At 40.4% G+C, this 14,614-nt stretch carries 18 protein-coding genes and 2 pseudogenes; 9 read left to right on the top strand and 11 right to left on the bottom strand.

The window, feature by feature from the left end; genetic code table 11:
• Positions 1-671: 671 nt before the first annotated feature.
• A complete protein-coding gene (locus OH459_RS26905; RefSeq protein WP_050926585.1) occupies positions 672-1,436 on the top strand; it encodes a hypothetical protein in 765 nt (254 codons plus the stop codon).
• A gap of 149 nt (positions 1,437-1,585) precedes the next feature.
• Positions 1,586-1,942, top strand: a complete 357-nt coding sequence (locus OH459_RS26895; RefSeq protein WP_047691226.1) for a hypothetical protein — start codon at positions 1,586-1,588, stop codon at positions 1,940-1,942.
• Between the two features lie 562 nt (positions 1,943-2,504).
• On the opposite strand, the gene OH459_RS26880 is transcribed toward OH459_RS26895, so the two are convergent.
• Positions 2,505-3,002 (bottom strand): GNAT family N-acetyltransferase, encoded by a 498-nt coding sequence (locus OH459_RS26880; RefSeq protein WP_269989580.1) that lies wholly within the window; start codon positions 3,000-3,002, stop codon positions 2,505-2,507.
• Positions 2,999-3,271, bottom strand: a complete 273-nt coding sequence (locus OH459_RS26875) for a type II toxin-antitoxin system TacA family antitoxin (RefSeq protein WP_017420534.1) — start codon at positions 3,269-3,271, stop codon at positions 2,999-3,001. The genes OH459_RS26880 and OH459_RS26875 overlap by 4 nt, the downstream gene beginning before the upstream one ends.
• Before the next feature lie 227 nt (positions 3,272-3,498).
• On the opposite strand from OH459_RS26875, the gene OH459_RS26865 reads away from it, so the two are divergent.
• The 3 genes and pseudogenes from OH459_RS26865 to OH459_RS26855 all read left to right on the top strand — a co-directional run bounded on the left by OH459_RS26865 (position 3,499) and on the right by OH459_RS26855 (position 5,045).
• The gene (locus OH459_RS26865) at positions 3,499-3,858 is read left to right on the top strand and encodes a hypothetical protein (RefSeq protein ID WP_017191058.1); all 360 of its coding nucleotides are present in this window, start codon (positions 3,499-3,501) and stop codon (positions 3,856-3,858) included.
• Between the two features lie 152 nt (positions 3,859-4,010).
• Positions 4,011-4,124, top strand: a pseudogene (locus OH459_RS26860) (IS6 family transposase); the annotation flags it as partial.
• A 192-nt stretch (positions 4,125-4,316) separates the two neighbouring features.
• Positions 4,317-5,045 (top strand): hypothetical protein, encoded by a 729-nt coding sequence (locus tag OH459_RS26855; RefSeq protein ID WP_017191057.1) that lies wholly within the window; start codon positions 4,317-4,319, stop codon positions 5,043-5,045.
• A gap of 198 nt (positions 5,046-5,243) precedes the next feature.
• Here the strand turns inward: OH459_RS26855 and OH459_RS28350 are convergent.
• Positions 5,244-6,437, bottom strand: a pseudogene (locus OH459_RS28350) (IS91 family transposase).
• A gap of 517 nt (positions 6,438-6,954) precedes the next feature.
• On the opposite strand from OH459_RS28350, the gene OH459_RS26835 reads away from it, so the two are divergent.
• On the top strand, positions 6,955-7,209 hold the full coding sequence (locus OH459_RS26835) for a type II toxin-antitoxin system Phd/YefM family antitoxin (protein WP_017191055.1): 255 nt from the start codon (positions 6,955-6,957) through the stop codon (positions 7,207-7,209).
• The gene (locus tag OH459_RS26830; protein ID WP_017191054.1) at positions 7,202-7,471 is read left to right on the top strand and encodes a Txe/YoeB family addiction module toxin; all 270 of its coding nucleotides are present in this window, start codon (positions 7,202-7,204) and stop codon (positions 7,469-7,471) included. Before OH459_RS26835 ends, OH459_RS26830 begins: the two co-directional genes overlap by 8 nt.
• Positions 7,472-7,804: 333 nt before the next feature.
• On the opposite strand, the gene OH459_RS26825 is transcribed toward OH459_RS26830, so the two are convergent.
• The 3 genes from OH459_RS26825 to OH459_RS28345 all read right to left on the bottom strand — a co-directional run bounded on the left by OH459_RS26825 (position 7,805) and on the right by OH459_RS28345 (position 8,549).
• A complete protein-coding gene (locus OH459_RS26825; protein WP_017191053.1) occupies positions 7,805-7,978 on the bottom strand; it encodes a hypothetical protein in 174 nt (57 codons plus the stop codon).
• A 9-nt stretch (positions 7,979-7,987) separates the two neighbouring features.
• Positions 7,988-8,119, bottom strand: a complete 132-nt coding sequence (locus OH459_RS26820; protein WP_257787331.1) for a hypothetical protein — start codon at positions 8,117-8,119, stop codon at positions 7,988-7,990.
• Between the two features lie 214 nt (positions 8,120-8,333).
• Positions 8,334-8,549, bottom strand: a complete 216-nt coding sequence (locus tag OH459_RS28345; RefSeq protein ID WP_017818831.1) for a ParA family protein — start codon at positions 8,547-8,549, stop codon at positions 8,334-8,336.
• A 260-nt stretch (positions 8,550-8,809) separates the two neighbouring features.
• On the opposite strand from OH459_RS28345, the gene OH459_RS26810 reads away from it, so the two are divergent.
• Entirely contained in the window at positions 8,810-9,010 is a 201-nt protein-coding gene (locus OH459_RS26810; RefSeq protein WP_017191052.1) for a hypothetical protein, read from the top strand.
• Between the two features lie 209 nt (positions 9,011-9,219).
• Here OH459_RS26810 and OH459_RS26805 read toward each other — a convergent pair whose 3' ends face one another.
• From OH459_RS26805 to OH459_RS26795, 3 genes are all read right to left on the bottom strand, one after another.
• Positions 9,220-9,516: a hypothetical protein gene (locus tag OH459_RS26805; RefSeq protein WP_017191051.1), complete on the bottom strand. Its 297-nt coding sequence runs from the start codon at positions 9,514-9,516 to the stop codon at positions 9,220-9,222.
• 9 nt (positions 9,517-9,525) lie between these two features.
• Positions 9,526-10,293, bottom strand: coding sequence for a ParA family protein (locus OH459_RS26800; protein ID WP_269989565.1), 768 nt, complete (start codon positions 10,291-10,293; stop codon positions 9,526-9,528).
• Between the two features lie 627 nt (positions 10,294-10,920).
• Entirely contained in the window at positions 10,921-11,748 is an 828-nt protein-coding gene (locus OH459_RS26795; RefSeq protein WP_017191049.1) for a hypothetical protein, read from the bottom strand.
• 346 nt (positions 11,749-12,094) lie between these two features.
• On the opposite strand from OH459_RS26795, the gene OH459_RS26790 reads away from it, so the two are divergent.
• On the top strand, positions 12,095-12,295 hold the full coding sequence (locus OH459_RS26790) for a type II toxin-antitoxin system HicB family antitoxin (protein ID WP_230849603.1): 201 nt from the start codon (positions 12,095-12,097) through the stop codon (positions 12,293-12,295).
• 897 nt (positions 12,296-13,192) lie between these two features.
• Here OH459_RS26790 and OH459_RS26785 read toward each other — a convergent pair.
• Positions 13,193-14,251, bottom strand: a complete 1,059-nt coding sequence (locus OH459_RS26785) for a hypothetical protein (protein WP_047517714.1) — start codon at positions 14,249-14,251, stop codon at positions 13,193-13,195.
• A 53-nt stretch (positions 14,252-14,304) separates the two neighbouring features.
• Complete coding sequence (locus tag OH459_RS26780; protein ID WP_172963237.1) at positions 14,305-14,445, bottom strand: hypothetical protein; 141 nt, start codon at positions 14,443-14,445, stop codon at positions 14,305-14,307.
• Positions 14,446-14,614: the final 169 nt, after the last annotated feature.

Here is a 14,614-nt window from a genome sequence, read left to right as displayed (position 1 = left end):
GCGATTCGAAACGCATTGGGGTTTTAGTGCCCAAATAGGCACGGATTTATCAGAGTTTATTTTAGGTTAGGGTGGATCTGCGTCTCTCACACCTTAACTGCGCGTTAGTACGGGTTTGACATCAAAGGTCATAAGTTTTGGTGTTTATCTGTTTTGGCGATCGTCTTTACACCTTTCAGTTGGTGCCTTTCACGTTCTTTCCGGTGGCACTATATGCGGAGTGTCTGTTTTGATTTCACTGTTTACGGCTTCTAACTCTTAGCTTATTTCTTTGGTGCTTCTTCATTTTCGTGGTGGCTTTTGAGAGAACCTTGATCACTTTTGTTGTGGCTGTTGAAGTACGAGGAAAGAATCCTTTTCTAATTTGAAACTAGTGAAAGTAGGGCAGTTCAGTGCGTTTTTCTTCTAGCCAACTTTCGTCTTTCAATCGGGGTAAAGTTTTGTAGCTGCCCGTCTCACTTCAGTGTTCAAAGCCTTTCATATTATGCCAGTTTTCAATATCTTGGAGCGCATAAATAGAAGTAGCGTATGTACTAACAAATTGCTTAAGAGTGATTCGTAACGCGTGGCATTTTTACTTTGCGGTGGCTTATGTGATTAGGGCGCTGTGCGGTAGCTTTTGTATTGCGTTACTCACACCTTAGCAAGGCGTTAGTTGAAAAGGAGCTTCAGTGGACAAACATTTATACCAGAAACAATACGACTTTGAACTAGAGCAACGCAACAGCCTTGCTTCGGGTACAAATATACCAATAGTTGCTTTGACTATTATTGGTGGTGCGTTATCCACAATGGTTACAGGTTTTGAATATAAAGCCGATGTTTTGACATATAGTTTTCTCGGGCTTGTCGCTCTGTCTATAGTATCTGTTCTGATCTCACTCTATAAAACAGTAAGATCATTTTTAGGTTATTCCTATCATAAAATTCCACCTGCACAAGGAATGAAGCAACATTATGAAAATCTAGTTCTTTGGCATAAGGAACAAGGGCTAGATGACGATGCATCTGTACGGAGTGCAAAGATAGATTTTGATGAGTATTTTTATGACCGTTTATCTGAAGCAGCAGAAAACAACGGAAGCAATAATATAAAAAGGGGCAACTACTTACATGATGCAACAGCTTTCGTAGTTGTAGCATTTGTGTTTATGGCTCTTTCATCTCCTATTTTTGTGTACAAAAATATAACTAAAGATACTAAGCCTACTAAAGTTCAATTACTCAACGAATTTCCACTACAAAAGGTAAACATTCAAATGACTACAAATAACCAAGATAGCAGCAATCCATCAGGATCATCCTCTGATGCTCCTGAACCTACGGCAGCCCCAATCTCTGCAAAACCTACAGGTCCTCAAAATACTGTTTTCAAAGGCAACAGTGATGACAGTGGTAAAGTAACAGCGGATCAGCCGAAGACACGTAAAGAGTAAAGCGTAGCAACTAACAAGCTGTTTAAGAGTGATTCGCAACGCATGGCATTTTCGCTATGCGTTGCGTTTAGTGTTTCTGGTGGTATGCAGGAGCTTCGGTATTGCGTTGCTCACACCTTAACAGGGCGTTAGGTGTCATGGAGAAACATGTGGAAATAAAAGGTATTGGGACTCTAATAAAGCGCGAGGGCTATTGGGAAATTGAGCCCATCAATTTAAACGGTGTAACTATTTATATAGAGAAAGAACATGTCATCGACGAGGATGTAGAAGCTATTAAGCGAATATCTGCCTCATGGTTGGAAACAATTAAAGAATGTTACGGCTATATCGAACAAAACCGAGAAAGCTATGGGATGGAAGCAAAAACGTTTTCTAATCCAAATGTGTTTTTAAATTCAACGCTTGAATGGGCTGTTTATTTTGATACCGAAAGTGAGTTGGAAGCGGTTGTTGGGGTAGAGTTTTTGGGCAACAAGCCAAATCAATTAGTCATTGGGGACTGAACACCTAACAAACTGTTCAAGAGTGATTCGCAACGCTTGACATTTTTGCTATGCGTTGCGTTTAGTGTTTATGGTGGTATGCGGCGGCATCGGTATTGCGTTGCTCACACCTTAACAGGGCGTTATTTCCGCAACGGATCTCTCAGGCTGAATGTACGTGGTTGTAGCCTAAGAGTGAAAGTGGCGGGGTAATAGGGTGGAAAAGCGGCGAAAAGGGCGAATATTGGTCATTTCCATGCTAGCGCTTAAAGCGCTTTAAGCGCACCTTAATATGGCGCAGCAATTAAAGAGTGACGCTAAAGCGATTTAAGGTAGTGAGCTGCCAAATACTTCGGCTTCGATTTTTGCCTGCATACCGAAAATTTCTCGTCATATCAAAAGATTAGGCGTAAACATAGCCGACTTTAGTTGCGGAATAACAAGACGTTCAAGGCGATTCGAAACGCATTGGGGTTTTAGTGCCCAAATAGGCACGGATTTATCAGAGTTTATTTTAGGTTAGGGTGGATCTGCGTCTCTCACACCTTAACTGCGCGTTAGTTTGCTAAAGGCTAGCAATTAACTAGCCTAAGCTTGTTCTCACATCGGCAATGGTGATGAAGAGTTTATTTTCAGCTTCTTCAAATTCTTGAAAACCATAGCGTTCATAGAAGTGTTTCGCGCCGTCTTTGGCATCAACGATAACAACTGGAAATGCAACGCTATCGCTTGCAGCTAACAGCTTTCTGAGCGCGTCAATAAGCAGCCACTCACCAAAGCCTTTCCCTTTGTATCGGTCATCGACAGCAAGGCGGGCAATCAGACCACCAGAGGTGGATGATTGGTGTTTTTTTTGTAACTTATCGGGTAATGCCTTTAAGTCAATTGGTGTCATTGTTAGCATGTAAAAGCCGATGACATGTGAGTTGTCGTTATCATCTTCCAAAACAAACGTTCTGGTGTTGTCTTTTTTTGCTTGCTGACTCGCCATTACTTTTAAGTAATTATTGAGAGCTTCGATACCACAGTTGAATCGGTTTCTATCGTGTTTAGCTTTATCTAGAAGTACCGTATTCATCATTGAGTTTTGCTCTCGTATCGATCAGCAGCAGCTTTTAGTTTTGAGTTCTGTGTAGCAGGGCGGTCTAAAGCTTCCATCAGCAACATAGCATCAGCTTGGCTCAATTTTAAAGCCTGTTCGCGTTCGATGACTTGTTTGGCTTTTTCGATTGCAGCGCTTAGAACAAACGAGTTGATGCTAGACATGCCGGCGATCGCGGCAGCCTTAGTAAGTAAGTCTTGTGTATCGACATCAACCCTAGCGGTGATGCGAGGCAAAGTAGTAGCCATAATGTTATCTCCTGTTGTGTCAAAGTGTCACATAGACATTATGGTCTTAAAGTGTGCAATAAGCAATCTTTGTGTCACTTTGGCACGCAAACTAACAAACAATTTAAGAGTGATTCAGCACGCTTGGCATTTTTACTATGCGTTGCGTTTAGTGTTTAAGGTGGTATGCGCCACTTCAGTATTGCGTTGCTCACACCTTAACAGGGCGTATGTACTTGGAGAAAAGTATGGATTTTCTCGTAGGTGTAGACCTTCAGGATTCATTTGTCTTGGGTTGGCACTACAATGATCAAACTCTTGAAATTGAACTAGAGTTTAGTATCTGGCCTGAGTCTAAATATTATGAAGCTCCAAAAATAGGTGAGCATACTTGCTATCGTTTGGGGTCTCTTCTTTTTGAGGGTGTCTTGAGTATTAATGGGCTCTTGAATCAAAATGATATACAGCCGATCATAGACCTTGACGGTTCAAAAGACTACGGAAGCATCGACTACTTTGAAAAGAACCAATCATATTTCAAGGTTGCAGGTGGCTTTGGGAACATAGAATTTGAAAGCTCAGGTGTTCATTTTAAACTACGTACATAACAAGACGTTCAAGGCGATTCGAAACGCATTGGGGTTTTAGTGCCCAAATAGGCACGGATTTATCAGAGTTTATTTGGTTCTGTTGCATGGATGGGAACTAAATGCCCATATAATGCTCGAATTACGGTTTTTAACATTAATTCGAGCATTGCATGGACTTCTCAGGCTACCAATATTCATCTGACATCATTCTTCTGGCGGTTCGTTACTACGTCTCATATAAGCTTAGCTATCGCGACATTGAAGAAATTTTGGCTGAACGAGGTTGTTTTGTAACGAGGTTTTGGCATAAGACTACGAAGATTAGCTGATTTAGCCGATCAGATCGTAACTTTCTGATTTAGTTCCATCGAGTTACGCAACAAAGCCTCATATTTATCTTGCTGATGATAACTATTCGCATAATAATCATAAGGTCACGTTTTAATGACATTTTTTAAGTGAGATTAATAAAGAAAATGAAAAAATACTTAAGCTTGTTAATGGTAATAACATTATCAATCGCATTATCGGGCTGTAATGGTTCTTCTGATTCTTCATCAGAGTTAGCAGAAAGTTACGATGGTGTTTATAAAGATAAAAACGGGGAGTCGCTTTTTTATAACTCGAATGAAGATGCGATCTATTTATATAGACCACCACAACAATACAAGGATGGTTATATTAGCAGCTCAAATCGTAGCATTGTGGTCGACAACAGTTTAATTGGTCCTTATATAGATACGAACCATTTCGTGAAATCGGAACTTGGCGACTACTATCATTACCAAAACTCCACCGTTCAGCTTCATTTTTCAAAGGGTAATGTGTCCGCACTAGTCAAAGATGAGGGTGACAGAACACTTGTTGACACCACGTACACCAAACTGCCAACACTCGCTGATTTTGATCTGATGTATCAAAGCTATGCGGATTGGGAGCGTATGACACTCATCTTCTCTAATGATGATCGTATGTTTGCTCAATTGGACTTTATGCTGACGTGCCAATTAAATGCTGATGTAAAGAAGGTGTCGAATTTTTATCGTGTCTCTAATGGTACAATAACCTGCAATGATCCAAACGATCCACGTATCGACTCAAATATGCACGGCGTTATCTATAAGGTGGCGGAAGACAGCCGAGCTATCGTCATTGTACAAGGAAAACGTTGGACATATCGTACAACTTTCCAAACCGTTTATTAATCGAAAAGGTACATCAGCCCCTTTTCATGTTCAAGGTAAGGAATTTCAATGATTCCTTATCTGAACAATTGCGGCTTAACTCATGTAAAAATAAATGTGTGGCTGACCAAACTCCTACACTACAATTTAAAATCGAATGTTAATTGAACACTTTCACACTGTTTTCGCTATTTGAAATACACTCATTCTACGAAAGACCTAAATTGACCTGATTTGGGATTGAACCAGGGCGTGATGGACCAGCTCCGACAACGCCTCTCCGCCCCTAAAACGAAGAAATATTAAGCGGTTACCACAAAGAATGCACTCAAAGGGGCAACCTTCACATACCCTTTCAGCATGGTGGCGTGACTATGCATTTCTGGTGAGTCTTTAGGGGCGATGCCCAAGGCATCGTAGACCTTAGGGAGCATCTCACCACGACGTCGGTTCGATAGAAAACCGAAGTATCGAATCATTTTGAAGTGCTTATCAGGGATATGCTCAATCATGCGATCTTTCAGAGCTTCTGGACTCAAAACACGGGATTCCGTCCGACCATTCCTACGGTTAAGATAATCAAACGTCACCAAGCCTCCTTGGAAATCATGTCGTAACCTAGACGCTGATATGGGCGGGCGCTTTAGGTATCGCCCGAGGTAAGTCATGGTGGGCGTCACGTTGGCCGTTTTCTTTGCAAAGTGCAGCTTCCATCGACGGCAATATTGGCTGGTTAAAAATCGGGACCAATCTTGCTCATTGCGAATGAAAGGGAAGCCCTCTCCACTCAAATCTAACTCTGAGTAATGGGAGTCGAGAAGTTGAGTGATGGTGGCACGCCAACACTTCTCAGTGGTCTTAGCTTTAAAGAAAATGGGCTTCCATAGACTTGTCTGTCCTCTTATATAAGCCACCACGTGTGATAGACAAATGGAAGTGCACATTCCAATTCAGCTTTCTACTGTAGGTGTGAAGAGCACAGAACACTCCAATATCGATATCCAGTTGCTTTACCCATCCTAAGAAGATTTTGGCTGCACAGCTAAAGAGATGATTGAGAAGAAAACGATTATCCCGAAAGATAGGTCACAACGTGTGTGGAAGTGTCAACGTAACGTGTTGATACTCATACTCAAGAAAGACATGTTGTTGCTTTCGTATCCACTGTTCTGTCGCTTTAATGCCACAACTGCTGCAAAAGCGAGATTTACACATCTGGTGAATGTATTTGTGATGAATGCAGTCAGCATGACTGCATTCATACTCTTTAGAACCAAAGCGGCGGTACTGCAAGCGAGCATCTTGGTGACGATTAATGACGACGGCTCGGAGGGTTTCCCGATTTTTATCGAGATAGCTCAGCCAAGTATCGTTGGCATTGAAGAGTTGTTTAATGGGCTTATTCGGAAACATGACCTATACATGTTTCAAACCGATGTCGCTTGTTTTATCAAAGCTAGGGATGGTAGGTTCGATGTATTACAGTGGCATGAACTTCCAAGTTTAACCTTAGACCCCTTTACTAAGCTCGTTAGTAAAGGGGAACTCTAATATAGCAATGCAAGAGAAGCTGTCGCGAATGCAACTTGTTTATCAGGCGAAGAAATAAATTCAACAATTGAAAAAAGAGCACTAAGTCGTAAAGACTATGAAATCAGCGTTTATTGTAACGCATTCAGCAAGTACCCTGAACATGTACGTGATGCTATTCTTGAGCGAGATAAATGCCATGAAGAATATTATGCGCATATGGGAAATCATGCCATACAAACTGTTTAAGAGTGATTCGCAACGCGTGGCATTTTTACTATGCGTTGCTCACCTTAAAAGGCTCGTTAGTTGCCTTATTAATACAGCATGTTCAATTTAATGTACAAGTAGAATAATGGACGCTATACTTGTTCCATTAACTGTACATGTAGAGGTTCTTATGAGAATTGTATCTTTTACTGAAGCTAGAAACGGCCTTAAAGCTGTTTTAGACGGTGTAGTTAATGACGCAGACACAACAGTCATTACACGTCGTGACTCTGAGGATGCTGTGGTTATGTCTTTAGATTACTACAATAGCCTTATGGAGACAGTTCACTTACTACGCTCTCCTCAAAACGTTGAACACTTAAACCGTTCTATAGCACAGTACCGTGCAGGTAAAACAACAGCACAAGAGTTAATTGATGAGTAGTAGTCAACGTTTATTGTCGTGGACTAATGACGCTTGGGGCGACTATCTGTATTGGCAAACTCAAGACAAGAAAACACTCAAACGCATCAACAAACTCATCAATGATACCAAGCGCTCCCCATTTGAGGGCATCGGTAAACCAGAGCAGTTAAAAGAGAACTTGTCTGGTTTTTGGTCTCGTCGTATTGATGACACTAACAGACTTGTTTATGCAGTTGATGATCAAGCGATAACGATAATTTCGTGTCGCTACCACTACTAAATCAGGCTCAGGGATCTGGCATCCAACAAACGACGTTTAAGACGTCAACTTTCTTGTTAAAGGCTTGGTCTATTACCAAGCCTTTTCGTTAGAGGAAACTCATTTAACATATCACCCATAATCACTACTCACACACACCCAAAATGTAAACTACGTTTGGTGTAGAAACATAAGGATGCCTTGTTGTTTATGTATTACATGTGTAATACAGCCAGTTCATTTTATTAGTTATATCTATTAATTCTTCGTCATCAATATTGTCACGATACAAAGCTAGCGCTCGGAACAGCTTTGCAGCAGATACGTTTCGCTCTGACAGATCTTGTAAATCATTTACCCACTCAGCGATCGATTTTTGTCTTTAAGAGACATTCTCAAAGTCAAAAGAGGTACTTGGTAAGAAGTCGTAACCTTCTTCTTAACTGTAGTTATAGCTTGCGATTTTTCATATCTCTTATCGGTACTAGATGCAATAGTGATAGCACCACGAGCTTTCAACTTAGCCATATGTATCACCTATCCAACAATCATCGCAGCTAGTTTACGGTAGTCATTATTAACCAAAGAACCAGCTTTGTAGAAACGAACCGGAGCTCTAACTGCGTTGGTCTGACTAACATGTTCAGAGCGGCGTATTACTGCAGACAATACTTTCTCTTTAGCTACTTCCAATTCTTCTTCTATGAACTCATGATAACCGTATTTCTAACGTCAACTTCATTTCTCAGAATAAGATACGTTCACGATTAATCTTTGTTAGAGACGTTTCAATAATACGAGACAACTGAAAATCAGCAGGAACAACATCGAGGTTCTGAATAGGTTCGCCATCAATTAAAGCAGGTCGAATCAAATCAGCGATCTAGACGATTTTTGGCTTATCGAACATAGCAGCAATAGTTTCTTCGAATTGAAAGTGTCGCTCTCCTGTAAGAGTTTTAGTGCAGTTGCCTTGAGGGTCGAGATCAACAACAAGAACTTTTCTTTTTCGCGCCAGCTCTGCACCTAAGTTTACAAGATTAGTCGTTTTCCTTCCCCCACATTTTTGATTTGCTGCACTAATAACTTTGGTTTTCATAGCAGGTCATTACTGTATTACATGTGTAATACATACAATACAGAACAACTAAAAACATCAATGCATTACATGTGTAACACACATAAAATCCAATATTTCATTTCAAAGAGAAGTTGTTATTGTGGACATAAACGGGATTTGAGGTTCGACATCACATAATTGTTCGTAATTAACCCTTGAATATATTGATATTGCTCCCATTTCATATGAGAAAGGAAAAGTCTTTAATGGTTAGAGACTTATGAACCGGAGAAGCTACGATGGCTTTAATTGTTGGACCCAAGGAAAAAGTAGGAAGAGATGGCGGCTCATTTCAGGAAGTCGAACTATACGCGGGTACAGAAACTGTAAAATATCGTTATAAAAAATATTGTACCATTAGAGATAATGAATACGCACCACCTACAAGTACATCTGGAAGAAAGTGGGAACAAATATTTAGAACTCCTGATAGCGAATAAAGCTCAAGCCACTCCCATGAGTGGCTTTTTATTCGCATTATGCAAATTATGTGTACGGGCTAGCGCATCAAAGCGATTCTCCCTCCGCAAGTACCGACAATCAGCAATTCGCACCACCCACTCTTTGAGCACACACCAAAAATGTAAACTACGTTTGGTGTAGACACATAAGGATGCTTTATTTCTTATGTATTACATGTGTAATACAGCTAGTTCATTTTATTAATTATCTTTATTAATTCTTCGTCATCAATATTGTCACGATACAAAGCTAGTGCTCGGAACAGCTTTGCAGCAGATACGTTTCGCTCTGACAGATCTTGTAAATCATTTACCCACTCAGCGATCGATTTTTTGTCTTTAAGAGACATTCTTAAAGTCAAAGGAGATACTTGATAAGAAGTCGTAACCTTCTTCTTAACTGTAGTTATAGCTTGCGATTTGTCATCTCTCTTATCGGCACTAGATGCAATAGTGATAGCACCACGAGCTTTCAACTTAGCCATATGTATCACCTATCTAACAATCATCGCAGCTAGTTTACGGTAGTCATTATTAACCAAAGAACCAGCCTTGTAGAAACGAACCGGAGCACTAACTGCGTTGGCCTGGCTAACATGTTCAGAGCGGCGTATTGCTACAGACAATACTTTCTCTTTAGCTACTTCCAACTCTTCTTCTATGAACTCATTGATAACCGTATTTCTCACGTCAACTTCATTTCTCAGGATAAGATAGTTCGCGTCATCGTCTTTGATTTCTGATACAGCTTCTAGAAGTGGACTGATTCCATCCAATGAAAATGCTCCTGAATCGACAGGGATTAAAATAAGATCAGATGCCTGAATCGCATTAAGAGTAGTTAATGAAAGATTCGGAGGAGTATCAAGAAGAATGAAGTCATACCTTTCGCCAAGCCTAGCCAATTGCTTATCCAAGATACGTTCACGATTAATCTTTGTTAGAGACGTTTCAATAATACGAGACAACTGAAAATCAGCAGGAACAACGTCGAGGTTCTGAATAGGTTCGCCATCAACTAAAGCAGGTCGAATCAAATCAGCGATCGAGACGACTTTTGGCTTATCGAACATAGCAGCAATAGTTTCTTCGAATTGAAAGTGTCGCTCTCCTGTAAGAGTTTTAGTGCAGTTGCCTTGAGGGTCGAGATCGACAACAAGAACTTTTCTTTTTCGCGCCAGCTCTGCACCTAAGTTTACAAGAGTAGTCGTTTTCCCAACTCCGCCTTTTTGGTTTGCTGCACTAATAACTTTAGTTTTCATAATGAACCTTCCGATGTATTACATGTGTAATACATAAAATATCGAACAATTGGGCAAACGTCAATGTATTACATGTGTAATACACATATAATAAATATTTCAGACCCCTTTAATGACGACTGATCATCGACATCGTCATAATCCATTACCGTGTATGCCTTCCACCCTTGGCAAACCTCATATTCATTTGCCGGAGAGTCAATAAACAAGCCGTACTTTGTTTGATTTCCTCAATCAGGACTGTTTAGTGCCTTTATCCAACCGCTACACTTTGTGTATTACACATGCAATACACAAAGTGTAGCGGTTGAGAAAGCATCAATCTTTTTTTAGGTAAAAAAGCACGAATTAACTAGCAAACTTGTTCAATATGACAGGTGCAGTAACTATTTAAAGTTAATATCGTTTTCTCCTTAAAATTCTTAAAGGAAAAACCATGAGCGCAACAACGTATCTAACTATTGAAATTACCAGATTGCGACAACAAGTGAGCAAATAGAGCGTTCAGCTCCAGTGGAAAAGCATTACGGCACGAAAAAGAAAGATCTAGGATTTGAACGAGAAGAGAGTGGTTACATTATGGGTTTGTTTCGATAACCCCATCTAAAGTTAGATGGGGAATTCTCTTTACCAGCAGTTATGTTGCGGAGCTAGGGGGCACTCTGTTACTGTTACTACACCACCATCGGTTGGAGGGATTGATAATCTATATCTCCATAAATAATTATTAATAATCTGCCATCGGTCATGACTTGGAATGCGAAGAGATTTGAAATTAGCATTAGCTCTATTTAATGGTATCTCATTTCCAGACTCATCAACTACCTGTAATATTTTTATAATAACGAAGTCATATGTATTTGTTACTTGTTTTACTTCAAAGGTAGTACTCCCCCCTCCAGCAAACTTTAGTGTAAAAGTTTGCTGGTAAGGACCGTTTATTAATCCGAATGTGTAAGCGAGAGTTTGGACTGCACTATTAAATTGGGAAATTTGACCTTGTAAAGAATTGTTGAGAAAGTTTTGAAGATCTACAACACAGTAGCTACAACCAACGAATTCCCAAGGATCTTTTATTACGTCTTTTGGAATGACAAGATCAGATGACATTAAGTTCATTTCTTCTTTACTTTGTATCACATCATCTAATTTTTCCTTTAGTTCTTCACTAGGGCTTATTCTATTTTTTTCGATGTAGAATGTACCATTAGAGTTCTTTTTAGATACTAGATAAGATGATGACTTTAAATTCACTAAATCTACAATATGAACTTTCTTTCTAATATTTTTCTTCGAATCTGATTCTGATATATTTTTTAATCCCCAAGAGTCTGCGGCAGAAGATATATCCGCGGATGAGCATTTATTACAAGAAATATATTCATCTGCTTTTGCTACTTCACCAAAAGAATAACTTATAAACAATATGCTAATTATAGAAAATAATTTTTTCATATGGAACCTCAGCGGCTAATTTGTCAAGTTGATATTACTCCCAATAGTTTTCATACGCAACGGCTTTTATAAAACTACTTGCATTTTGGTAAATGGAGCCAAAACCGGGTAGGAAGTGTGGTCGTAAAAGTTGAAGATCTTTGGAATTTGAGAGTCAATGGAACAATTTTGGAGTCTCTCAACTCAAAGGATATTCGTATACGTTAAGGATCGATGATGTCAGTTTAAGGTCGTAGATGACGGAAAGTAAGCACATACCTTGACATCTAACTAGGGTTTTGTGCCTATTTCAGCGATAAGTCCAGACTTGGCTCTCAGACTATACCCTGTAAGGTCTAGCGAAATTATGAATATAACAGGAGTGTTTTTTGTACAAACCCCGTTACAGATAGAAATTGATGTAAGCAGATACAGTGGTAAGACCCAAAGGGTAAACGTTTCTCTACCAGAGTCGTTACTAGCGGTAATCGTTCGTAGAGTAGAGAATAGCGATCTCTATCGAGACAGAAGCCATTTCTTAGCCATAGCAGCAAGAAATGAACTTTGATAATAATTTAACTCATAATTATTCTAGACATATGGCGAAGTGTTAATGACATTTCGCCATTTTTTATTTACACCTAGTGACACTGTAACCAAATTTTATATAAGTCGTAGCTCGACGAATAGTAGAAAGCGCTCGCGCAGCAAGTAAGGGGTTCATCAGGGAAGTCAAACTCCGTTGTTGTTCCTGTTGTTATATCATGTTTGATAACATCATGACTTCCCTTTGCTCAAGAGCTGCACAGATCAAATAAGATCCACTGCTCTGTCACTTTTTTATCCTATGAGTCGCTGTGCGACGAATACCAGAACGCGCGAGCGTAGCGAGTAAGACGCTCTCTAACCACTCCAGATGAAACCTAATGATCTGATGAAGGTAACGGCACAGAAATTGCCCTTCGCCTTGCTAGAATGCGCGAGCGAAGCGAGTAAGACTATGCGATGAAGTTAATGCGATCGCAGTGTTTATCGCTTTGCCTGGTAGGTGCGTTTCTGCCCCTAAAAATCTGCCTCCGTCTATTTTTTTAGCTTTGTACGTAATAGTGATTTTTAGGGGAGGTATCTTATGCACAGCGAAGCGTGCGACTTATTAAGTGAATATATTTATATATTCCTAATATAAGTGATTAATACGTTAGTAATTAATCCTTAAAGAATCCCGGCTTAATCTACATTCCTAATCCTAAGGTCTAAATTAGAAACCTATCGACAAAGTTATCCACAACACCCAAATATCGATGAAAACCATCGGTATCTGAGCACAAAAATAGGGGAAGTACACAACCACCATCATCGACATGAGCAAAAATGTGGAGAAGAGATGAAGAAAAACTGACTGATGCTGGCGTGATGCCAACACAAAAAGCCGCATTCAAGCAGCTAATTCAAAAGGAAGGGGAGGTTAATGCCAGGAGGTCGCCAGCTCAGGCAACACATCATCTCCATAAGGGTTTGGATCTGGCGGGCGTCCTTGTGGATAGCGTAATTGGTTTAAGCGCCACAAATGGTCTTTGCGTTTCTTAGTCCAGAATCCGTCTGAGAATGGACTGTACGTGGCAAAGATATTAGAAAGCTTCTTATTTGCCATCGCTTCTTTTGCGTATGCCAATGATTCTTTCATCTTCTCTTGGAAATGAATACCAAACAATTCGATAAACTGATGGGTAAACCATTTATAGGCGGCTTGAGATTTAATCGAAGGAATTGCCTCAATCTCTTTTTCACTTGCGCCTTGCTCACGCAGCTCTTCTCGAAGCACGGCAGCTTCTGGCTGCGCCAAATAGCAAGCCTCAACTTCTAAAAAGCCCGCTAGCTTGAGCATTTTTACCACGTCATTGTATTTGGTTCTTGAAATCGGTTGACGCCAAACCTGAGAGTGCAGACCTCGAAGTTCATAGTGAGTGATCCCACGTAGTAGTTCGTTACCATGCTCATCAAACACCGGTTGCTCGTTCTTGCTCTTATCTGCATAGCGCCCAATACGATAACCATCGATGTTCATCGCACAAAACATGGTCGTCACGGTCTGCACGATCGCGACACGTTGCTTAGCTTGAAGGGTTTTTTGACCACTTTTGCATTGATGTAATCCCATCAAACGCCCCTGGTGGCATCGACGTGGATCATCGATGAAATCACAAAACGCCAGCAAGATACGCATCTGAAAGTAGGTGAACCACTTCATCGGCTTACCGTTCTTCTTACATTGAGGTAAACCATACTCTTCCAAGTATGCCAGGATCACTTCTAATGAATCGCGCTCATGAACTTTAAGGCGCATCTCATCTTGACCTTCACGCTGGTATTTTTCATACGCAGCAAAATACTTGTCTGGAATTTTTCCAAAGCACAGCACACGAATGTGTAAACGGCACAATCGAGATTCGAGTGATTCATGAAAGCGAAGATGGTGTGCAAATTCTGCACTGCGATCACGTGGGTTGCGGTTACTCAGCGGCATAACGCCCCCTTGCACCACACTGGCAATCAAGTTTTATTAGGGTAGGGGAGAGGTTAGCAATCCACATGAGACTCACCCTCTAAGCCATAACCGAGCAAGATCAGAGTGCGTTCATCTGATGTCCATGCGGTTATTACTGAGGTCTTGAGTCTGAGGGTCGCTTGCCATAGGCAAGACACAATCGGCTTATTCATGTTTTGATTCCGTAAGATTTTTAGGGTTGTTTGGTTTCTCACGCCAAACAATGAATGTTCAATCTACACAAGATCTGTAAAAAGATCAAATGCTTAAATTTCAGGCACAAAAAAGCCGTTCACTTACGGGAGAACGGCTACTTTGCGAATGCTATCTAGTTAGATTGAG

Source organism: Vibrio sp. MM46 (genome assembly GCF_027587135.1).
In the GTDB taxonomy this organism is placed as follows: Bacteria; Pseudomonadota; Gammaproteobacteria; order Enterobacterales; family Vibrionaceae; genus Vibrio; species Vibrio harveyi.
Note: the sequence above shows the minus strand (reverse complement) of the source record. Positions and strands in the feature narration are given on the sequence as shown.